The organism is Actinomycetota bacterium, assembly GCA_040881665.1.
Lineage (GTDB): Bacteria > Actinomycetota > UBA4738 > UBA4738 > HRBIN12 > JBBDWR01.
In genome coordinates this window covers 88,794-109,003 of the sequence record JBBECT010000007.1, presented here as the reverse complement: position 1 = coordinate 109,003, position 20,210 = coordinate 88,794, and the positions used below count along the sequence as shown (strand labels likewise).

At 68.9% G+C, this 20,210-nt stretch carries 18 protein-coding genes and 1 tRNA gene; 6 read left to right on the top strand and 13 right to left on the bottom strand.

The features are described from left to right. Positions 1 to 90 precede the first annotated feature (90 nt). A complete protein-coding gene (locus WEF05_10705; GenBank protein ID MEX1102349.1) occupies positions 91 to 4,449 on the bottom strand; it encodes a calcium-binding protein in 4,359 nt (1,452 codons plus the stop codon). 211 nt (positions 4,450 to 4,660) lie between these two features. Then, entirely contained in the window at positions 4,661 to 5,203 is a 543-nt protein-coding gene (locus WEF05_10700; protein MEX1102348.1) for a hypothetical protein, read from the bottom strand. Here WEF05_10700 and WEF05_10695 point away from each other — a divergent pair. Further along, on the top strand, positions 5,190 to 5,321 hold the full coding sequence (locus WEF05_10695) for a hypothetical protein (GenBank protein MEX1102347.1): 132 nt from the start codon (positions 5,190 to 5,192) through the stop codon (positions 5,319 to 5,321). The two genes, WEF05_10700 and WEF05_10695, sit on opposite strands and share 14 nt — an antisense overlap. 165 nt (positions 5,322 to 5,486) lie before the next feature. On the opposite strand, the gene WEF05_10690 is transcribed toward WEF05_10695, so the two are convergent. Both WEF05_10690 and WEF05_10685 read right to left on the bottom strand, forming a co-directional pair. After that, positions 5,487 to 5,571 (bottom strand) — tRNA-Leu (locus WEF05_10690). Positions 5,572 to 5,601: 30 nt separating this feature from the next. Then, positions 5,602 to 6,975, bottom strand: coding sequence for an FAD-binding oxidoreductase (locus WEF05_10685; protein MEX1102346.1), 1,374 nt, complete (start codon positions 6,973 to 6,975; stop codon positions 5,602 to 5,604). Between the two features lie 422 nt (positions 6,976 to 7,397). On the opposite strand from WEF05_10685, the gene WEF05_10680 reads away from it, so the two are divergent. The 3 genes from WEF05_10680 to WEF05_10670 all read left to right on the top strand — a co-directional run bounded on the left by WEF05_10680 (position 7,398) and on the right by WEF05_10670 (position 10,996). Beyond that, positions 7,398 to 8,207, top strand: a complete 810-nt coding sequence (locus WEF05_10680) for an alpha/beta hydrolase (protein MEX1102345.1) — start codon at positions 7,398 to 7,400, stop codon at positions 8,205 to 8,207. A gap of 80 nt (positions 8,208 to 8,287) precedes the next feature. After that, positions 8,288 to 9,676, top strand: a complete 1,389-nt coding sequence (locus WEF05_10675; GenBank protein MEX1102344.1) for an NAD(P)/FAD-dependent oxidoreductase — start codon at positions 8,288 to 8,290, stop codon at positions 9,674 to 9,676. Positions 9,677 to 9,751: 75 nt separating this feature from the next. Continuing rightward, a complete protein-coding gene (locus WEF05_10670; protein MEX1102343.1) occupies positions 9,752 to 10,996 on the top strand; it encodes a delta-60 repeat domain-containing protein in 1,245 nt (414 codons plus the stop codon). A 19-nt stretch (positions 10,997 to 11,015) separates the two neighbouring features. Here the strand turns inward: WEF05_10670 and WEF05_10665 are convergent, their stop codons facing one another. Together WEF05_10665 and WEF05_10660 are read right to left on the bottom strand one after the other, a co-directional pair. Further along, positions 11,016 to 12,827 (bottom strand): DUF2207 domain-containing protein, encoded by a 1,812-nt coding sequence (locus WEF05_10665; GenBank protein MEX1102342.1) that lies wholly within the window; start codon positions 12,825 to 12,827, stop codon positions 11,016 to 11,018. A 44-nt stretch (positions 12,828 to 12,871) separates the two neighbouring features. After that, positions 12,872 to 13,501 carry a hypothetical protein gene (locus tag WEF05_10660; protein ID MEX1102341.1) on the bottom strand — a complete coding sequence of 210 codons (630 nt, stop codon included), beginning with the start codon at positions 13,499 to 13,501 and terminating at the stop codon, positions 12,872 to 12,874. 28 nt (positions 13,502 to 13,529) lie between these two features. On the opposite strand from WEF05_10660, the gene WEF05_10655 reads away from it, so the two are divergent. Next, positions 13,530 to 14,486: a L,D-transpeptidase family protein gene (locus tag WEF05_10655; GenBank protein ID MEX1102340.1), complete on the top strand. Its 957-nt coding sequence runs from the start codon at positions 13,530 to 13,532 to the stop codon at positions 14,484 to 14,486. 6 nt (positions 14,487 to 14,492) lie between these two features. Here the strand turns inward: WEF05_10655 and WEF05_10650 are convergent, their stop codons facing one another. The 4 genes from WEF05_10650 to WEF05_10635 all read right to left on the bottom strand — a co-directional run bounded on the left by WEF05_10650 (position 14,493) and on the right by WEF05_10635 (position 18,138). Continuing rightward, positions 14,493 to 15,272: a trypsin-like serine protease gene (locus tag WEF05_10650; GenBank protein ID MEX1102339.1), complete on the bottom strand. Its 780-nt coding sequence runs from the start codon at positions 15,270 to 15,272 to the stop codon at positions 14,493 to 14,495. 150 nt (positions 15,273 to 15,422) lie between these two features. Continuing rightward, positions 15,423 to 16,046, bottom strand: a complete 624-nt coding sequence (locus tag WEF05_10645; protein MEX1102338.1) for a hypothetical protein — start codon at positions 16,044 to 16,046, stop codon at positions 15,423 to 15,425. Positions 16,047 to 16,175: 129 nt separating this feature from the next. Then, positions 16,176 to 16,856: a response regulator transcription factor gene (locus tag WEF05_10640; GenBank protein MEX1102337.1), complete on the bottom strand. Its 681-nt coding sequence runs from the start codon at positions 16,854 to 16,856 to the stop codon at positions 16,176 to 16,178. 130 nt (positions 16,857 to 16,986) lie between these two features. Beyond that, positions 16,987 to 18,138 (bottom strand): GAF domain-containing sensor histidine kinase, encoded by a 1,152-nt coding sequence (locus WEF05_10635; GenBank protein ID MEX1102336.1) that lies wholly within the window; start codon positions 18,136 to 18,138, stop codon positions 16,987 to 16,989. Between the two features lie 104 nt (positions 18,139 to 18,242). On the opposite strand from WEF05_10635, the gene WEF05_10630 reads away from it, so the two are divergent. Continuing rightward, positions 18,243 to 18,734: a flavodoxin domain-containing protein gene (locus WEF05_10630; GenBank protein ID MEX1102335.1), complete on the top strand. Its 492-nt coding sequence runs from the start codon at positions 18,243 to 18,245 to the stop codon at positions 18,732 to 18,734. A gap of 17 nt (positions 18,735 to 18,751) precedes the next feature. Here WEF05_10630 and WEF05_10625 read toward each other — a convergent pair whose 3' ends face one another. The 3 genes from WEF05_10625 to WEF05_10615 are packed head-to-tail and all read right to left on the bottom strand — an operon-like array spanning position 18,752 to position 20,149. After that, positions 18,752 to 19,228: a VOC family protein gene (locus tag WEF05_10625; GenBank protein ID MEX1102334.1), complete on the bottom strand. Its 477-nt coding sequence runs from the start codon at positions 19,226 to 19,228 to the stop codon at positions 18,752 to 18,754. Positions 19,229 to 19,268: 40 nt separating this feature from the next. After that, positions 19,269 to 19,751: an SRPBCC family protein gene (locus WEF05_10620; GenBank protein MEX1102333.1), complete on the bottom strand. Its 483-nt coding sequence runs from the start codon at positions 19,749 to 19,751 to the stop codon at positions 19,269 to 19,271. Further along, positions 19,748 to 20,149 (bottom strand): metalloregulator ArsR/SmtB family transcription factor, encoded by a 402-nt coding sequence (locus WEF05_10615; GenBank protein ID MEX1102332.1) that lies wholly within the window; start codon positions 20,147 to 20,149, stop codon positions 19,748 to 19,750. The genes WEF05_10620 and WEF05_10615 overlap by 4 nt, the downstream gene beginning before the upstream one ends. Positions 20,150 to 20,210: the final 61 nt, after the last annotated feature.

Sequence of the window (20,210 nt, the reverse complement as noted above, 5' to 3'; positions counted from 1 at the left end):
GGGTCGCCCAAGTCAGGCTCGACCGCTGCCCGATTCATGCGCGCCGGGTACAGGGTTTCCCCACCTTCCCCCCGTCCCTTCGCTGCCTCGTCAGGTCACGGTTTCGCAGTCGCCGGCGACGACGTCCGTCGGGTCGGCGCTGACCCTGTCGGTGCCGAGACCGCATGCCACGCTGTCCTTGAAGCCGTCCTCGGCGTCGATCGTGTCCCTTCCTCCGCCTCCCGACACCTTGTCTTTGCCGAGCCCTCCCGTGATGAGGTCGTTCCCGCTTCCCCCCGTGAGCGTGTTGGCCTTGCCGTTGCCCACGAGCACGTCCGCGCCCGAACCGGAGGTGACCCGCTCCATGTTGGATCCGATCAAATCGCCCTCGCCCGATTCACCGTCGTTCGCGAGCCCGTCGATCGTCGCGGACACCGCCGCGGTCCGAGCCGCGTACGAAGCGAGATCCTTCCCGAGCCCGCCCGAGAACACGTCGGCATCGGCTCCTCCGTCCAGCGTGTCGGCGCCGCCGCCCCCCTGGAGCAGGTCGGCACCTCCGAGCCCCGCCAGCTGATCGTTACCGGCACCGCCGACGAGCGTCTCGGCGCCGGACCCTCCGGTGATCGAGTCGGCACCCGCGCCACCGATCACCGACTCGACGTCGATCCCCACGTTGTCGCCTTCAGCCCCATCCCCCTCCCCGTCGTTGAGCATGCCGTCGATCGAAACGGCCACCGGGCCGGAACGGTCCGAGTAGTCGACGGCGTCCAAACCGACACCTCCGACGAACGTGTCGCCGCCGACGCCACCGTCCAACCGATCGTCTCCCGCCAGACCGTTGAGGGAGTCACCGCCGATGCCGCCGAGCAACTCGTCGGCGCCCGCACCTCCGGTGAGCACGTCTGCCCCGCTGCCTCCGACGATCCCTTCAACATCGGATGAGATCAAGTCGCTCTCGTTCGCGGTGCCGTCGTTGCGAACGCTGTCCAGCGATGCGGTGACCGGCTCGGTGCGATCGGCGTAGTCGGCGAAGTCGACGTCGGTGCCACCCACGAGACGATCCGCATCGAGCCCTCCGTCGAGTGTGTCGACGCCCTCGGAGCCGAGCAGGTCGTCCACACCCGGCCCACCATCCAGCCGATCGTCACCGGCTTGGCCGATGAGGCCGTCGTTGCCCGACCCCCCTGCGATCTGATCCGCGCCGAGACCTCCGGAGAGCGTCTCCGGTCTCACGGACCCGGAGATGAAGTCGTCACCGGATCCCCCGACCACCGATTCGATGTCCGTGCCGATCGTGTCCAGCTCGCCGATCTCTCCTCCGACCTGCGTCGCGAGGTCTACGTGCACGGGAGCCGTTCGTTCCGCGTAGTCGGCCGTGTCGATGCCGGCGCCACCGGACAACACGTCGGGTCCCGCGAGGCCCTCCAGACTGTCGGCACCCGCGTCGCCGACCAAGGTCTGCGGTCCCGGTCCGCCGCGAAGGTTGTCGGCGAACCGTGTGCCGACGATCGTCTCGACATCCCCCGTGACGTCGTCTCCTTCACCCGCGTTCCCGTCGTTCGCGAGTCCGTCGATGCGAACGGTGACTGCCGCAGTGCGGGTGGTCTCGGAGTAGTCGGCCGTATCGCCACCCGCGCCGCCGACCAGCACGTCGCCCTGCGTGCCACCCACGAGCAGGTCGTCCTCCCCGGCACCGTCCAATCGATCTGCGCCCGCCAGGCCCAAGAGCGTGTCCGGTCCGGAACCTCCGGTCATGACATCGGGACCCGAACCACCGCGGATCGTCTCGACGTCGCCGAGGATCTGATCGCCCTCAGCTCCCGCGGACTCGCCATCGTTGGCCAAGCCGTCCAGGCTGACGGTCACGCCGGTGACCCGCCCCGAGTAGTCCGCGGTGTCGATGCCTGTGCCGCCTCCGAACACGTCGGGACCGAGGTCGCCGCGCAACGAATCGTCCCCGCCGCTGCCGTCCAACTGGTCGGCGCCCGGACCGCCGGCGAGCGAATCCGGCCCGGCACTGCCGACGAGCACGTCGCCCCCCGATCCGCCGAGCACGTTCTCGACGTCGAGACCGACGTTGTCCTGTTCCCCCGCGCCCGTCTGCCCGTCGTCGGCCAGCCCGTTGATCGCGACAGTGACCCCGGCGGCTCTCGCCGAGTAGTTCGCCGTATCGGTGCCGTCGCCACCGACGAAGCCGTCAGCTCCTCCGGCTCCGTCGAGGAGGTCGTTTCCCGCTGCCCCGTTCAGCACGTTGGGTCCCGCGGATCCGGTGAGATCGTCGTCCTGATCGGAACCGACGACGTTCTCCACGTCCGTTCCGACATCGTCGCCCTCGGTGCCGAGGTCTTCACCGTCGTTGGCGAGGCCGTCGATCGTTACGGTCACCGGGCTTGAGCGTCCGCCGTAGGTGGCCGTGTCGATCCCTCCAAGTCCGTCGATCGTGTCGGCGCCCCTGCCTGGATTGATCACGTTGTCAGCGGCGTTGCCGACCAGGACATCCGCGCGGCTGGTCCCGACGAGGTTTTCGATGTCCGATGGTGCGTTCTCCTGCTCGCCAGGGAACCCGTCGTTCGCAACCCCGTCGAGGGAGAGTTCGACTCCCACGTTGCTCCCCACCACGCCGTAGAAGAGCGTGTCGACACCGCTGCCGCCCGTGTACACGTCGGGATCGAACGACGGGGCGATGAGGTCGTTGCCGCTGCCACCCGCCAGGGTGTCGGACCCGACATCGCCCAGCAGTGTGTCGTCGCCGCCCCCACCGTCGAGATCGTCGTCGCCAACCATCGCCTCGAGGCGGTCGTCTCCCGCTCCTCCGATCAGGATGTCGTCGTCGCCCGGACCGGTCGGGTCTCCGTAGAGGTTGTCGTTGCCCGGGCCCCCGTCCAGCACGTTCGACGATCCGGTACCCGCCAGGGTGTCCCCACCGGCTCCTCCCGTGGCGTTCTCGAAATCAGTCAGCCGGTCCGCGTCGGCCCCCGCGCCGACGACAACGCCGTCACCCTCCGCAGCGCCGAGAGAGACGCTGACGCGGTCGGCACGCGAGGAGTAGTCGATCGTGTCGGTGCCGCCGTTGCCGGCCACCTCGTCCTCCCCGAACCCGTCCACGATCACGTTGTCGTCGCCGTCGGCGGAGATGACGTCGTCTCCCGATCCCGAGGTGAGGTTCTCGATATCCAAGCGGATGAGATCACGCTCGCAATCCGGACCTCCGAAGCAGTTCTCGCCGCTGATCGACGTGCCGGTGAGATAGAGCACCAGGTCTTCGCTTCGAGATCCGTAGTCGACGGTATCGGCACCGCTCCCACCCTCGAGGTCGTCTTCACCGAAGCGGGCAAACAGATGATCGTTTCCAGAGCCTCCATCGAGGTGATCGTCCCCGATCCCATCGTCCAACAGGTCGATGCCGCCGCCGCCGACCAGCTGGTCGTTGCCCGGTCCGGTCTCGAACAGGTTGTTCACGTCGGAGCCGCTCAGCCCCTGGACGATGTCGTTGCCCGGGCCGGTCAGGATGTGCTCGACGTCGCTGCCGATGTTGTCGCCTTCCGCGCCGGACCCCTCGCCGTCGGCTGCAGTGCCATCGAGGATCACCGTGACGTTCCCGGTTCTGGCTGAGTAGTCGACCGTATCGCCGACGAAGCCGCAGATGGAGACGAAGCAGGGGGGGTCGAGCGAGTGGGACCCACCGTTGACCTTGTCCGCCCCTGCGCCACCGTCCAGAGAGTCGGGCTGGTCTCCACCGTTCAGGGTGTCGTTGCCGATGTTGCCCAGCAGTCTGTCCGCGCCGCCGAGCCCGTTCAGCACGTCGTTGCCCGACGCCCCGTTGAGCTCGTTCGCGTCGGCGTCTCCGGTGATCACGTCGGCTGCGTCACCTCCGAACACGTTCTCGACGTCGCTGCCGACATTGTCGCCTTCGCCGACCGCCCCGTCGTTCGCCACGTCGTCCAGGGTCACTACGATCCCGACCGTGTGGTTGGCGTAGCGAGCCGTATCGGTGCCGGTCCCACCACTGATTGCGTCGGCTCCGAGGCGTCCGTTGAGTGTGTCGTCGCCGTCCCCTCCCGTGAGCGTCCCGCCGGCCCCCCCGGTGATGAGGGTGTCGTTGCCGGTTCCGCCGTCGGCCGTCGTGGTCTTGGCTGGTTCGCTCTGCAGGAAGTCGTTCCCGTCCCCGAGCGTCACGCTGATCCGCGAGATCGTCGCGGTGCACTGCGCCGTGAAAGCGTCCACCTGCACACATCCGCTCGCGGCCGTGATCCCTGCCGTGTCGATGATCTGGTAGGTGCTGCCGCTGAGCGTGATCACCACGCCGTTCTCTTCCCCGGCAGCGGCGACGTACCTGAGGTCGCTGCCGCGTCCGCTCGACACCACGGAGGCGCTGCTCGCGCTCGCCGAGGTGGCGGCGACCACGCCAGCCAACAGGCACGCGCCGAGGAGAGCCGCAGCGAGGACAGCCCGGCGAACGATCGGACGCATGGCTCCTTCCCGCACTGCGGCCCTGGAGACCCGGCCTGAGACCAGACTCGGGGAGGTACGCAGAACGTATAACGCATCTACCGTAGGAAACCAATGGACCTTCGGCCCCGATCGATCGATCTTCTTGCGCGCCCTCGACCGCGGAGTAGTCGTGCTTGACCCAGACACGGGGGAGAGCCACCTGCGGAGCCCCGCAGCTTCGGTGTTCGATCTAGGACACACCGAAGGAGCCGACGATCACATCACAGCCGGTGAAGGTGCCATTTGGATCATCGATGGGCGCAGCGCATACGACTTCGTAGATGTCGGGTTTGCCCGGATCGGATCCTCGCGCTGAATCGGCCGCTCGGTAGAGCCGGATATCGGCAGGACCGGAGATCCCGAACTGTTGGGCATCGGTCGGATCCAACGAGACTCCAGCGTGGACACCCGGCAAGCCATCGGCGCCTCGGGTGGCGGCTCGTTCGGCATCTACGTGTGGGACTCGGCGGTCGCGTTTTCGGACTCGTCGAGCGTTATCGCCGGCAGCGGTGGGGAAGGCGGCGATGGCGGGGCCGGTCAGCTCGGAGGAAGCGGCGGAACCGGTGGCCACAACTTGGTCGTAGCAGGCGCCGGGAACCTTTACGGTGGTGCGGGCGAGCAGGACGACGGCTCCAACGGCGGCCGGGGCGGCGCCGGAGGCGATGGCGGCCGGGGAGGTCACGGCGGCGGGGGGGGGCGGCGGTCCGAGCATCGGCATCGTGTCGGACAGCACCTCCACCCTCACGGTCGACCCGTCCACGACGATCACGCCCGGCAGCGGAGGCGCGGGCGGATCGAGCCCGGGCAACGCCGGTCTCGCAGGTTTCTCCGCAGCCACCTACGTGGCGTGACGAGGGCCGGCCCCAAGAACTGGCAAGCATCTGATCCTCGACCTGGGCATGCTGCGAATAGTCGCGGACGGCGACGACACGTCAGCCGTGATCAAGCGTGGGCAAAGGAGCCCTTCCGGCGGCCGATCGTCACTCGCCGATAATAGACTCGCAGGTCACACGCGGTGCGAGAGGGGGGATTCGAACCCCCACGGGCGATAGCCCACCGGATCCTAAGTCCGACGCGTCTGCCAGGTTCCGCCACTCTCGCGCAGGACCAGGGTAGCGGGACCGGGACCGCTCATGTGCCGGCCGGCGGGATGTTCTGGTTCAGCCGGAACAGGTTCGACGGGTCGTAGCGTGCCTTGATCGACCGGAGACGGTCCCATGTCGCGCCCGGATAGGCCTCGCGGATCCGTTCCTCCCCGTCCTCGGCGAGGAAGTTGACGTACGCGCCGGTGTCGCTCTGGCGCAGCGCCGCGGCGAAGTCCGTGGTCCAGGCCTGGTGTGTGGCCCTCTCCTCGGGATGTTCGTACATGGCCGCGACGTTCACCATGATCCGGCTGTCGCGGTGCGCGAAGGCGGTCGCGTCTGCGGGGACCCGGGCCATCGCGCCGCCCAGCACGCGGAGCTGAGCCACGCGCATCGGCGCGTCCGACGCCTCGAGGTGCTCGACGATCGTCTCGGCGACCGACCGATCGATCGCGTCGACGAACATCGTGCGCGCGACCGCCGTCGGGTGATAGTCCTCCTCGTCGGGGAGATACATCTCGGGATAGGACATCGGCCGGACCATGTCCGCGATCGGGGTCGCGATCGCGCGGAACGGCGCCAGGGCACGTTCGCCGCGATCGGCGCCTCCCGCGAACACGATCATCGCCAGGATGATCATCCTGCCGTGCGCCTCCTCCGGGATGAACGGCATCGGAGGAGCGGGCATCACGTTCGCGATCGTCGACAGCTCCTCAGGGGCCGCCTCCGCTTCGGCGATGAACGATTCGATCGTCGCAGGGGTCGCCGGCAGGAACAGCATCCCCCCGACGATCGAATCGAGCGGGTGGAGCCGGAAGCGGAAGCGCGTCGCGACACCGAAATTGCCGCCGCCCCCGCGGATCGCCCAGAACATGTCCGGATGGCTGTCGGTGTCGGTCTGCAGGATTCTCCCGTCCGCGGTCACGACCTCGGCGGCGAGGAGGTCGTCGATCGTGAGGCCGTGCTTGCGGACGAGGAACCCGACCCCGCCGCCCAGCGTGATCCCCCCGAGCCCGACCGAGCCCGCGTCGCCGAACCCGGTCGCCAACCCATGGCCCGCAGCCGCCCCCGTGTACTCGGCCGCAGTCAGCCCGGATCCCGCCCACGCGGTCCGGCTGCCGGGGTCGATGTCCAGCGAGTTCATGTCGGAGAGGTCGAGCACGATCCCCCCCTCGGTCGTCCCGTGACCGACCCCGCTGTGCCCGCCGCTGCGGACGGCCAGCTCGAGCCCCGTGTCACGGGCGACCGACACGACATGCGCGGCGTCCCTCGCGTTCGCGACGCGGACGATGACCGCGGGACGGCGATCGAACCCTCCGTAGAAGACCGTACGTGCGTCGTCGTATCCGTCGTCCTCAGGGGCGATCACCCGCCCGGTTACGGCGTTGCGGATGTCCGGGATCGATATCGCGGTTGCACGCATGGGTTTTGGTCCTCCTCGTGGGTTTCCAACAGGCGGGAACGGTCGATCCTTCCGTTCCGACGCAGATCGGATCCGGAAATCATCGGCCACGGCCGGTCGAGGAGCGTTGCCGGGAACGACGATGCTCAAGGACGAGCCTCGAACACGAGGTTGAAGTCGGCGTCGAGCGGCCGGCGGCGGGTGAACCCCGCCCGTTCGAGGATCGATCGGTATGCCGACTCGCCCGCCTGGGCTCCGAGCACGCCGTCGCCTCCTTGGCTGAGCGTGTTCGGCGTGCAGACGAAGGTCGGCGCGGAGTAACGGACGACCGACCGGAGTGAAGTTCGGTCCGACGGGTGTACGGGGGACTCTCGAGAGCGCCGCAGCAGCACGTGGGACGGCCGGGGTAGGATCGGCCCGGCACGGAGTGTTCTCAGGGCATCGTGCCGCCGCGGGTACTCGTGGAACGGATCAAGATCAACGGCACCGGCTTGACGATCACCTACGAGCGATCGGGAAGTGGACCGCTCGTCGTGTTGCTGCACGGGGGTCTGTCGGATCACCGCGAGTGGCGGCGTCAGCTCGACGGGTTGTCGGACGCGTTCACGGTCGTCGCGTGGGATGCACCTGGCTGCGGCGGATCGTCCGACCCACCCGTGTCGTTCCGGATGTCCGACTACGCCGATGTGTTGGCCGGGTTCGTCGCCACGCTGGATCTCGGCCGACCCAGCGTGGTCGGGTTGTCCTGGGGATCGACGCTTGCGCTCGAGCTCTACCGTCGCCACCCGACGGTGCTCACGAGTCTGGTCCTCACCGCGGCGTACGCGGGCTGGGCCGGTTCGTTGCCACCGGAGGTGGTCGCCGAGCGTATCCAGGGCGTGCGACGAGGACTGGAGCTTCCGCCGGAGGAGTGGGTTCGGGAATGGATCCCGACGCTGTTCACCGATCGCGCTCCCGATGCCATGGTGGAAGAGGCGGTGGCCATGATGTGCGACTTCCATCCCGGTGGCGTCAAGCCGATGCTCGAGGCGCTCGCCGATGCGGATCTACGCGGGATGCTCGGCTCGATCGACGTTCCGACGCTGCTGCTCTACGGCGAGGAGGACGTCCGGTCCCCTCTGACGGTCGCGGAAGAGCTCCACCGCGGGATCCGTGGGTCCGAACTCGTCGTGCTCCCGGAGGTCGGTCACCAGTGCAACATCGAGGCGGCGGATCGATTCAACACGGCCGTCCGCGGGTTCCTGACCCGGTGACGGATGGGCGAGAGTGGAACGTGTCACGCTCGGCCGCACGGGAACGCTCCAGCAGGAGAGAACGAAGAGGGAGGCCACGGATGGGTGAGGACTTCGACGTGATCGTGATCGGGGCGGGACCGCCCGGGGAGAACGCCGCCGGGAGGGCGGTCGCTCGCGGGTTCTCGGTCGCGATCGTCGAGGAGCGACTCGTGGGCGGGGAGTGCTCCTTCTACGGGTGCATCCCCAGCAAGGCCTTGGTGCGGCCCGGGGACGTCCTGGCTGCTGCGAAGCGTGCTCCGGGCGTGGCCGAGGCGATCACCGGCGAGATCGACGTGGCGGCCGCGCTCGCCCAGCGCGACTACATGACCAACGACTGGAACGATTCGACCCAGACCCCCTGGCTCGACTCCGAGGGGATCGAGCTCGTGCGCGGACGCGGCCGTCTGGCGGGGGAGCGTCGCGTCGCGGTGGAAACCGACACGGGAACCCGAACGCTCACGGCGACCAAGGCGGTCGTGCTCGCCGCCGGAACCACCCCCGCGATGCCCCCGATCGACGGCCTCGCGGACGCGCGCGCCTGGACCAACCGCGACGCCACGGCCGTCAAGCAGATCCCCCGCCGGTTCGTCGTGCTCGGCGGGGGTCCGATCGGCGCGGAACTGGCCCAGGCGTTCCGCCGCCTCGGTTCGGAGCAGGTCACGATCATCGAGGGCGGTCCCCGGCTGCTGAGTCGCGAGGAACCGTTCGCCGGCGATCAGGTCGCGGAGGCATTCGAGGCCGAGGGCATCGCGGCGATCACCGGCGCTCGTGTGCAGCGCGTCCGGCGCGCTCCCGACGGCGCCGTGACCGTGACGTTCGAGGACGGACGCGAGATCGGCGGCGACGAGCTGCTGGTCGCGGTCGGCCGGCGTCCGAACACCACCGACGTGGGCCTGGACACGGTCGGCCTCGTGCCCGGCGAGCCCGTGCAGGTCGACGAGCGACTCCGGATCGCGGGCGTCGACGGAGAGTGGTTGTACGGGGTCGGCGACATCACCGGCCTCGCGTTGTTGACGCACATGGGCAAGTATCAGGGCCGGATCGTGGGCGACGTGCTCGGCGGACGTGAGGCGACCGACATCGCCGATCACCGAGCGATCCCCCGCGTGACCTTCACCGACCCTCAGGTCGCGGCCGTCGGGCCGACGGAGGCCGAGGCCCGTGACCGGGGCATCGGCGTGCGGACCGTGCAGGTCGGAACCGGAGACGTCGCGGGCGCCTACCTCCGCGGCAACGACATCAAGGGAACCTCCCACCTGGTGATCGACGAGAACCGGCGCGTCATCATCGGCGCCACCTTCACGGGCCCCGAGGTCCAGGAGCTCGTCCATGCGGCTACGATCGCCGTCGTCGCGGAGGTTCCGCTCGAGACCCTCTGGCACGCGGTGCCCTCGTTCCCCACGGTGAGCGAGGTGTGGTTGCGCTTGCTCGAGGCCTACGGTCTGTAGCCCGGGTCCGGCAGGCCGAACGGCCCTTCCGCGGGGCCGATCCCGGGCGCACACTGCGAGGGGAGGAGGCGAGCGGTGGAGACCCGGATCGGTGCGGCAAGGGTGATGGTGGCGATCGCTGCCGCCGCGGCGTTGATGACCGCGCAGATGCTCCCCGCGTGGGCGGCCGACGGGGACCTCGACCCCTCCTTCGACGGCGACGGGAAGGTGACCACGGCCTTCGCGGGCGGAGCGGCCGCGCGAGCGGTCGCGGTGCAGTCCGATGGGGGCATCGTCGCGGCCGGCGTCGCGGGCTCCGACTTCGGGTTGGCACGCTACGGGACCGAGGGGGCCCTCGACCCTGCGTTCGGTTCCGGGGGAAAGGTCACGACGTCGATCATCGGGGCGGGGGAGGCACGCGCGGTTGCGCTCCAGCCCGACGGCATGATCGTGGCGGCCGGCACCGCCGACGATCGCAACCGATTCGCCGTCGTGCGCTACGACACCGGCGGTACGCCGGACCCGGGGTTCGGGACGGGCGGAGTGGTGACGACCGACCTCACGCCGGGCTTCGACATCGCGAACGGCGTCGCGATCCAACCCGACGGGAAGATCCTTGTTGCCGGGTCGGCGGGGACGAACCGGCCGAAGTTCGCCCTCGTGCGGTACGGGACCGACGGCACACCGGACCCCACGTTCGGCGACGGTGGTCTGGTGATCACCCCCTACGGGATCTGGGGAGTGGCGCGGGCACTCGCGCTCCAGTCGAACGGGAAGATCGTGCTCGCGGGCGGGAACGGCGGGAGTTGGGCCCTGGCGCGCTACACACCCGAGGGCGAGCTCGACCCGGTGTTCGGCGGCGACGGCAAGGTGACCTCACCCTTGTTCGGCGATGCGTTCGCCGTGGCGGTGCAGTCCGACGGTCGGATCGTGGCCGCCGGCGCGTTCGACTTCTTCCGCTTCGCGGCGGCGCGGTTCACGAAGGCCGGGAGGCCAGATCGCACCTTCAGCGGGGACGGGAGAGTGACCACCGACGTCCGGCACGGCTCGGAGCAGGTCGCCGAGGCCGTCGCGATCCAACACGACGGGAGGATCGTGGTGGCCGGCGGCGCCGGACCGCACGAGGTCGTCGAGCCGATCGAGTGGCGCTTCGCGATCGTCCGCTACCGGGCGAACGGGGTGCTCGACCACGGGTTCGGCGGTGACGGGCGAGCGACCACGCGGTTCGTCGGTGGCGCCTACGCGCACGGTGCGTCGCTCTCGGGCGGTCGCCTGCTGGTCGTCGGCGGCGCGGGTCCCGGGAACGCGGGTCGATTCGCGCTGGCCCGCTACCGGGTGTGACGCGCGACCCCTCGATCGCTCACCACGAGCCTCCGCCTCCGCCGCCTCCGCCACCGCCCGACGATCCACCGCCGGAGAACCCGCTGCCACCCGACGACGCCGGCCGGGAGCCGACCACGCCCGAGGACAGTGTCGTGAACCCGTCGACCGATCCGGCGAAGGCCGCGTAGGCGAACGGTCGCGACGAGACGTACCAGCTGGAGGTGTCGGGCATCGCGCCGAGCTGCTCGAAGGTCTTCGCCCACTTCTCGGTGATCCCGAACACCACGGCGTAGGGGAGCAGCTTCGTGAAGATGTTCTCCGCCTCGGCGAACCGCGACAGCTCGACCTCGGAGACCTCCATCACCATCTTCAGTCCCTCGGTGCGCTTCTTCATGGCCGTTCCCTTCGCGGTGCGCCGGGGCATCGCCTTCGCGCCGAAGAAGACCAGCAGACCGAACAGCGGCGCGGGCAGCGCGACCAAGCCGAGCGTCGTGTAGCGCGCGGCGAGGAACACCACCCCGCAGCCCACGAGGAACAGCGCCATCCCGATCAGCCGCCACCGATCGCGGATCGAGTCGGGGTTGGCCGGGAACCATCCGTTGCGGACCGCGTCCCGGTACATCGCGTTCTGGACCTGTTCGAACTCCTGGTAGAAGGTCGCTTTGAGTTCCGAGAGCTGCACGACCTCACCACTGCGGAACAGGCCGGTGAGCAGGATCCGCTCGTACTCGAGCAGATCGCCGTCGGGTTCGGAGATCCGGACGAGCCGGAAGTCCGGCTTGCCGAACATCCAGGTCTTCTCCAGTTCCTCGATCCGTAGGTACCCGCGCACGGCGAGGTCGACGATCGTCGCCGACACGTCGAGGGCGTTCGCCGACTCGTCGATCAGTGTCCCCAGCTGGCCGGGGCGGATGTCGTCCGGCGGAGCGAACTCGGCGAGCGTCGGCGTGCGGTCGAGCACGGGAACGGCCTCGACGGGTGCTCCCGGCTGCCCGTGCAGCACATCGACCGGTGACCCGGCGTAGCGCTCGTCCCGTCCCCGGAGGAAGACAAGGCCCACGAACCCGACGATCGCCAGCGCGAGCACGCCGATCCCACCGCCGACCCGTGCCGGCGTCGCGGTGAAGGCTCGCGGGAAGCTCCACCGTTCCTCGAGCAGGGGCGGCGGTACCTCCACCGCCTCCTCCGGAAGGGAAACCGCAACCGTCATCCCCTGGAACGGCGGCAACAGCGACGCTCCGAACCGTGCGGTGCGCCCCTCCAGACGCTCGACGGTGCACGGCGCGTTCGACCCGTACGGACCGCTCGAGCAGTTGATCCGCTCGATCGGTACCGGTGCATGCACCGTGACGATCGCCTGCTCGATACCGACGGTCCATTCGAGGCCGATCGCGTCCCAGACGAGCTCGTCGTGGTCGGGGAAGGCCTGCATCGCGCGCTCGACCCGGTAGCGGATCCGGTAGGTGTGCTTGCCGCTGATCGTGCGATCGGCGTCGCCGATCCGCAGGCGCGTCCCGGAACCCTCCTGCGTGGTGACGTCCTCCAGCTCGTAGTTCGCCGGTGTGCCGCTCGACGCCTCGACAGAGAGGATCTCGAGCGGGTAGACCCGATCGTAGGTGTCGTCGTACCAGATCCGCGTCGGGATATCGCGGAGGATGCCGTGGCGAGGCTCGTCGAAGAAGTAGTCGATCGTCTCGACGACCACGATCGACCCGTCCCGCTCGATCGTGATGTCGACCTCGTACCGGTCGATCCGTTCCCCCGGGAACACCTGCGCGCCCGCGGGGGCGGTTCCGAGGACGACGAGCCCCACAACCAGGCCGACGAGCGACGGTAGACGTTTCGCCACGAGCGAAGCCTACCCCGGCTCTCCGGGCGATCGACCGAGCCGGCTCAGGAGGCCGTCTCCGTGATCGCGGCGTCGTGCATCCCGGCGAGCATCGCGTCGGCGGTGGCCGGCGGGACCGAGCCCTGGGTCTGCACGAGCACGACGATCTCCCCGGCGACGCTGCCGGTCGCGGTCACCGGCTGACCGCCGCGCGCTCCCGCGAGCGCGAACCCTCCGGGAACCGGTTCGAGGCCGCGCAGCGGATCGCGCATCCCGTCGGTCGCCTCCTCCTCGAACGTGGCGAGCGCCGAGGTCGCGCCGTCCGCGTCGGCGAACAGCACCGCCGAGGCCGTGACGAGGCGCGCGTCCTCGGGCGGGTCGGTGTTGGGTTCGCTGAGCGTGAAGAACGCCAACAGGTCCGGGCTCGCGAACAGGGAGGTCCACGCCGATCGGAAGCCGGCTGCCCGCATCGCCTCCCGTCCCTCGGGGTCGCCGCGGAACGCCTCGAGATCCGCCGGACCGGACAGCCTCCCGGCGTAGCGCAGATCATCGGGGGCGTCGTCGCTCATCGGGACGATCGCGCGCAGATCGGTGACCTGTGCGACCGGATCGCCTGTGCACGCGACGACCAGGCACGCGATCAGCGCGAGCGCGGGCACCGAACGCGCGAGGGCCGTGACCGGGTGGGTACGCATCGCGGGCATCCTCTCGGATAATGAGCCGATGCGCCCCATCCCAACGCGTCGCGTTCGCCCGACGGCCACGCTCGCCGTCGTGTTCTGCCTGTCGGCCCTGCTCGCCGCGTGCACGGACGACGATCCGGCCCCTCCGACGCGCGTTCCCGCGGTCGCCGACGACGCATCCGGCGGCGCGCTGCCGGGTCCCGCCGAAGTCGAGCCTCCGGGATCGCCCGGGGAGGGATCGCCGTTCCCGCGCCAGCCGCTCGCCGTCGCCCCGGCGCCCTTGCCGGACGAGGCTGATCCTCCGGCGGCGAACGATCCGCCGGCCGACGATGGTTCCGGGGGACAGGCCTCGACCCAGTCGGGGGAGGAACCCGAGGGCGGTGAGCCGGTCGTGCATGCATATGCGGCGATCCCGCGCCGCGTTATCGTCGACATCTACCGGCGGCCGGGAGCGATCGAACCGCGCTACGCGTTCGACGTCGAGAACCCGTGGGGTCAGCGGGCGCCGCTGCTCGTCGAGAAGGGGCGGCACGACGACCAGGGACGGGCGTGGGTCCGCGTCCAGCTCCCGATCGCTCCGAACGGGACGACCGGATGGGTCCGCGTCGAGTCGGTGCGGCTCGTAGCCCGCGACGAGCTGATCGTCGTCGACCTGTCCGAGCGCACGCTGCGCCACTACGTGGGCGGACGACAGGTTTCCTCGTTCAGCGTCGGCGTGGGCCGCCCGGGAGCACCCAGTGCCCGCGGGCTATTCTCCGTGTGGGCTCGAGTTCCGCAGGCCGACGGTGGGGGACCGTACGGCACGTTCGTCCTCGGACTGTCGGGGCTCGCACCGATCTCCGAGTGGGTCGGCGAGGGACGGATGGCGATCCACGGCACGGCTTCGTCCGGCGACCGCGGACGCCGCGTGTCGGCCGGGTGCATCCGGGTGTTCAACCCGCAGATGGAACGGCTGACCGGGATCCCGCTGGGGACCCCGGTCGTGATCCGTTCCTGAAGGTCGCTACGGCAGCGCGACGAAGTCGTCGAGGAACGCGCGCGCCGAGGCGGTGTCGACCCGGTAGGTCGTGTCGGTCGCCCGGCACACCGAGTCGCCGGTGATCGTGATCGACACCAGGATCCCCCTGTGGAAGTGCGGACCGCCCGAGTCGCCGAAGCAGGTGCCGCCGCTGCCGGTGGATGGGTTCATGCTCAAGGTGAGCCACGACTTCTGCAGCGAGAGGAACCCCTGCGTGGTGAACCGTCTGATGCCGCCGCCCGGGAACAGGCTGTTCGGGCCGCCCGTCTTCGTGTCGCGGACCTGGCCGTAGCCGACCGTCGTGAACCGCTGCGACTTCAGCGTCGACTTGCGCGCTTGCAGGTACCCGGCGTCTGCGAGCTCCGCGGGCTCGATGCCTTCGACGGCCTCGTCGAGCACGACCACCCCGATGTCGTGGAGGTCGGCCATGTCGTGGTTGTAGTCGGGATGGCCGAACGCGGTTCCCGGCAGGTGCGCCGCCGAGTCGGTCGGACTGAACTGCGGCGCGAACGATACGTACGTCTGCGTCGAACCGTTGGCCTCGAGCGCGACGACGCAGTGCGTCGCGGTCAGGAACACGTCCTCGGAGATCAGCGTGCCCGAGCAAATCACCCGGCGGCCGACCCCCGGGAAGTCGCCGACGAGCGCGCCGACGTTGTCGAAGCGGTTGTTCTCGTCGACGGTCCCGAACGTGATCGCCTGAGCGGATCCGGCCGCCAGGACGAGCGCGAGCATGACCGCGGAGATCGCGAGCGATCGTCGCATGGGTGTGCTCCTTCCCCTCGGCACCCACGGGGGTGCGACGTTCCCGTGCAAAGGGAACCCTAGGTCCGGATGCGCGATCGGTCAATGCAGGAACGGAGCCCCGATCGGAGCTCCGTTCCGTGCGCTCGCCCGAAGGTCGCGCCCGTGCGATCAGGCGAGGATCGGATGGCGCTTCACGAGCTCGGTGCGCTGCCACACCTTGCCGAGTCCGTAGTAGCGGCCCGCGTTCGCGAGGAAGAGCCCGGCCAGCACGATCACCTCGATCACGTGGTCGTCGAGGAACGGATTGTTCTCCGGCCAGATCGCCGCGGTGTAGAAGATCGCCAGCCAGACGATGCCGCCGAGGCTCGCGAGCTTCACGCCGACCCCGAGGACCAGGGCGAGCCCGATCGCGAGCATCGACACCATGTAGATCCAGTCGACCCACGCGGCCGAAGTGGGGCCGGCCTCGGTCATCTGGAACCCGGTGATCGTCTGGTACATGTCGGCGAACGGCCCCCGCATCCCGAAGCCGAGGAATCCGGCGGTCGGCGAGGCACCGTTGATCCAGGCCGCGTCACCGAAGAAGTCGATCCCAGTCGTCGCCCCGGCCTCGTCCACCACGCGACCGGTGGAGAATCCGAGCGCGAAGGCCTTGTCGAGGAACGCCCACAGGAAGGTCCAGCCCATCCCCAGCCGAAGGAGCGCGAACACGCGCTGGAGGCCCCTGGTGTGGATCGGTTCGAGCCGCTCCGCCGGGGGCATGTCGACGGGGTTCCTGGTCGTTGTCTCCATCTGTCCCACCTCCTGGCTTCCGTCTGTCAGGGCAAGTGTGCTTCGGGAGGAGGAGGCAGACCCGGGTCGAAAGGCCCTATTCGGTCGGGACGTCTGGACGGCCCGCGACCCGCGGCCCGCGGGCGGCGATCACTCGACCTCGATCGAACCGGGAGTTGCGGTGTGCCTGGCCAGGTAGGCGGCTGCCTCGGCCCGGCGGGCGACCTCGAGCTTGGACAGGATGCTCGAAACGTAGTTCTTCACGGTTTTCTCCGCGAGCTGGAGCTCCTCGCCGATCTGCCTGTTCGTGCTGCCGTCGGCGACGAGCGCAAGGATCCGCTCCTCCTGAGGGGACAGACGCGCGAGCTTCTCGTCTTTCAACAGGTGCTTGCCCTTGCGCAACCGGTCGAGCACAGCGGTCGTGACCTCCGGATCCAGCAAGCTCTCGCCGCCGCCGACCGAGCGGATCGCGCGGACGAGTTCACCCGACCGGACCTGCTTGAGGACGTAGCCGGATGCCCCGGCCATGATCGACGCGAACAGAGCCTCGTCGTCGGCGAACGAGGTGAGCATGAGCACGCGCGTGGCAGGATGTGCGGCCAGGATCTCCCGAGTCGCTTCGATCCCGCTCCCGTCGGCGAGCTGGACATCCATCACGACGACGTCCGGCTTCGTGCGATCGGCCTCGTCGACGGCTTCCCGGACCGTGCCCGCCTCGGCCGTGACGATGATGTCGTCCTCGGCCTGCAGCATGGCGCGGACCCCGTCGCGAACCACCTCATGGTCGTCCACGAGCATCACGCGCAACGGAGGATGTCTCGTCTCGGTCATGCCGTCGATCGCCTCCCAGGCCGGGCTCCTGTCACCCATGGAATCATGCTCGTCCACCCGAACGACCGACCGAAGGGCCGAGGGTCCCGGCCCCAGCGGGACTTCCCGAGGGGAGCTGCATCGACGAGCTTCATGTCGGCAGTGTCATCCGGACCGTCGTTCCCTCACCCGGGATGCTCTCGATCTCGATCGTTCCTCCGAGCGCCGCGACCCGTTCGCGGAGGTTCGCCAGGCCCATGCCGGTCGGCGGCAGAGCGGGATCGAAGCCGGCCCCGTCGTCGTCGATCTCGAGTACCGCATGGTCGACGCCCTGCCGGCGAAGCGAGACCCGGCACGTCGACGCGGTCGCATGCCGCTCGACGTTCGAAAGCGTCTCCCGCGTCAGTTGCACGACGTCGGCCGCGAGGGGTGCGAGGTCGGCGGCGACCGCCGGCTCGACCTCGACGACGACCACGACGTCCGAGCGCGATCTGAGGCCCTTGACGAGCTCGGTGAGGGCCTGGTCGAGCTGCCGATCCGCCAGGATGCCGGGTCGCAACCCGAAGATGTAGTTCCGCAGGTCTCGGATCGAACGGTCGATCTGATCCACCATCTCCTCGAGCCGGCCGGCTTCGCCGGCGTCCGAGGACGCGGCCGCCAAGCCTTGCAGCCGCATCCCGACTGCGAACAAGGACTGGATCACGCCGTCGTGCAGTTCCTTCGCGATCCGTTCTCGCTCTTCGAGCATCTCGAGGCGCCGGAGCTCCCGCGCGGTTCGGTCGGCCTCGTCGAGCAGCCGGGCGTTCTCGACCGCGACCGCCGCCTGCGTGGCAAGGACGACGAGGACCCGCTCGTCCTCTTCATCGAACGCCGATCGATCGCGCTTCTCGGTGAGGTAGATGTTCCCGAACACGCGTCCACGACCCGTGACCGGAGCACCGAGCAACGAATGCATCGGGGGGTGGTTGGCGGGGAATCCGACAGATCTCGGGTCTGTGGTGATGTCGGGTATCCGAAGAGGTTCCGCGTCGGTGATCAGCGCCCCGAGCAAACCGTGACCGGTGGGCGGATCCCCGATCGCGGCGCGCTGCTCCGGGGAGACGCCCACCGTGACGAACTCCTCGATCCTGCGCCCGTCCGCGGTCAGCACGCCGAGCGCTCCGTAACGGGCGTCGGTCAGGTCCACGGCCAACTCGACGATGCGCCGCAGCACGGTGTCCAAGGAGAGCTCCGACGCGAGCTCCATACCGGCTTCGATCAGACGTCGATCGCGGCCGTCGTCTGGGATGGGTCGCTGGGTCACCGTCGGAGCCTAGCCCGGAGGTCCCACGGGCGCAGGGCCATTGGACCTCCTTGGCAACGGCTCGCAGGCAAGACGATAGGCATGCAACGACGAGGAGGTTCGACATGAAGGTGTTGGTCGCCTACGCGAGCAAACACGGTTCCACGGAGGGGATAGCTAAGAGCATCGCCGACCGGCTCCGCGAGAACGGACACGAGGCGACACCGGTCCGGGCAGAAGAAGTCGACGACATCGGCGACATCGACGCGGCGGTGATCGGGAGCGCGATCTACGCCGGTTCGTGGATGAAGGAGGCGACCTCGCTGGTCGAGCGTCAGACCGCGGCGCTTCAGCGGGTGCCGGTGTGGCTGTTCAGCAGCGGCCCGCTGGGCAGTGAGGTCAAGGACGAGCAGGAGCAGCCCCGTCAGCTGGGGAGGCTTACCGATCTGCTCCAGCCGAGGGGGCACGAGGTCTTCTTCGGTGCGCTGGATCGCGAGAAGCTCGGGTTCGGCGAACGCATGCTCGTGAAGGCCGTTAAGGCGCCCGAGGGCGACTTCCGAGACTGGGACGCCATCTGGGCCTGGACGGACGTGATCTCGAGGGAGTTGAACGACTGAGCGAGCCGGCGCTCGCCTCAGGCCGCGTTCGCCGCGTCCTCCAGTGCCTTGATCTCGATCTTCTGCATCTGCAGCATCGCCTGCATCGCCGCTTGCGAGCGTGCGGGGTTCGGGTCGGTCAGCAGCTCGCCCAGCCGGTCGGGGTTGATCTGCCAACTCAGGCCGAACCGGTCCTTGAGCCAGCCGCACTGACCCTCCTCGCCACCGTCGGTTAGCTGCGCCCAGAAGCGGTCGACCTCGTCCTGGTCCTTGCAGCTGACGGACAGCGAGATCGCCTCGGTGAACGGGAACTGCGGTCCGCCGTTCAGAGCGATGAATTCCTGACCCGCGAGCGTGAAGTTCACGGTCATCGCTTGACCGGCGGTGGCACCCGGGCTTCCCTCCGGGTAGCGCGAGACGTCGGTGATCTCCGAGTCTCCGAAGAGGGAGACGTAGAAGTTCGCGGCCTCCTCGGCTTGATTGTCGAACCACAGAAACGGGGTGACCTTCTGCATCGACTGTCCTCCTCGTGATCGGGTGTTCGTTCTCGGTCGTTCAGTTGTTCGCAGCCAACTTGGCCAGCAGGTCGTCCAGGCGCTCGAATCCTTCCCGCATGCCGTCGGCCATGCCCGACTCGTACATCGCATCACGGGCCTCGACCGACTGGAACACGGAGTTCACGTGAAGGACGGTCGTGCGATCCCGAGCCTCGAACGTGGCGGTATCCAGTTGGACGTGACCGGGCGCGCCCTCGAACTCGAACGTCTGGACCATGCCATCCGGCGACGGCATGCCGTGGAAGACGCCGTGGAAGCCGAACTCGTTGCCGTCGGCGTCGGTGTGGGTGTATCGCCACGTGCCGCCGTCGCGGACCTCGTACCGGTCGACCTTCATCGTGTACTTGCGCGGTCCGAGCCACTCCACGAGCAGGTCCGGTTCGGTGAACGCCCGGAAGACCAACTCGCGCGGGGCGTCGAACTCCCTGCTGGCAAGGATCTGCGGAACCCCGGGCTCCGCGGTGACCTGCATCTCGGTCATGAGCTGCCCCTTCCTTCCGGATCGCTCCTCGCTTCGGAGGTCTGCGATCGATCGGTCTGTTGGTGCTGCAACGCCGCGAGGAGTGCGTCGAGCCGCTCGAAGCTCTCTTCCCAATACTCGCGGTAGCGAAGCAACCATGCGGTCGCTTCGCGGAGCGGCTCGGCCTCGAGGTGGCTGAGGCGGGCGGTTGCCTTGCGAGTCCGCGAGATCAGGCCCGCCCGCTCGAGCACCTTGAGGTGACGGGAGATCGCGGGCTGCGACACGCTGAACGGCGCGGTCAGCTCGGCAACGCTCGCCTCTCCCTTGGCCAGCCGCACGAGGATCTCGCGGCGAGTGGGATCGGCAAGCGCTCCGAAGACGTGATCGAGCTCGATCTGAGCGACGGACATATATAACATGCTCCTTCTAGAAGGGGCAGGTTATAGAAGTGCTGTCCATCCTGTCAACCCCGTTCCGGGG

What these genes read in the sequence shown, in the direction of transcription:
- WEF05_10705 (MEX1102349.1), bottom strand. Translation starts at nt 4,449, where the DNA reads ATGCGTCCGATCGTTCGCCGGGCTGTCCTCGCTGCGGCTCTCCTCGGC.
- WEF05_10685 (MEX1102346.1), bottom strand. Translation starts at nt 6,975, where the DNA reads ATGCGTGCAACCGCGATATCGATCCCGGACATCCGCAACGCCGTAACC.
- WEF05_10675 (MEX1102344.1), top strand. Translation starts at nt 8,288, where the DNA reads ATGGGTGAGGACTTCGACGTGATCGTGATCGGGGCGGGACCGCCCGGG.
- WEF05_10660 (MEX1102341.1), bottom strand. Translation starts at nt 13,501, where the DNA reads ATGCGTACCCACCCGGTCACGGCCCTCGCGCGTTCGGTGCCCGCGCTC.
- WEF05_10655 (MEX1102340.1), top strand. Translation starts at nt 13,530, where the DNA reads ATGCGCCCCATCCCAACGCGTCGCGTTCGCCCGACGGCCACGCTCGCC.
- WEF05_10650 (MEX1102339.1), bottom strand. Translation starts at nt 15,272, where the DNA reads ATGCGACGATCGCTCGCGATCTCCGCGGTCATGCTCGCGCTCGTCCTG.
- WEF05_10645 (MEX1102338.1), bottom strand. Translation starts at nt 16,046, where the DNA reads ATGGAGACAACGACCAGGAACCCCGTCGACATGCCCCCGGCGGAGCGG.
- WEF05_10640 (MEX1102337.1), bottom strand. Translation starts at nt 16,856, where the DNA reads ATGACCGAGACGAGACATCCTCCGTTGCGCGTGATGCTCGTGGACGAC.
- WEF05_10630 (MEX1102335.1), top strand. Translation starts at nt 18,243, where the DNA reads ATGAAGGTGTTGGTCGCCTACGCGAGCAAACACGGTTCCACGGAGGGG.
- WEF05_10625 (MEX1102334.1), bottom strand. Translation starts at nt 19,228, where the DNA reads ATGCAGAAGGTCACCCCGTTTCTGTGGTTCGACAATCAAGCCGAGGAG.
- WEF05_10620 (MEX1102333.1), bottom strand. Translation starts at nt 19,751, where the DNA reads ATGACCGAGATGCAGGTCACCGCGGAGCCCGGGGTTCCGCAGATCCTT.
- WEF05_10615 (MEX1102332.1), bottom strand. Translation starts at nt 20,149, where the DNA reads ATGTTATATATGTCCGTCGCTCAGATCGAGCTCGATCACGTCTTCGGA.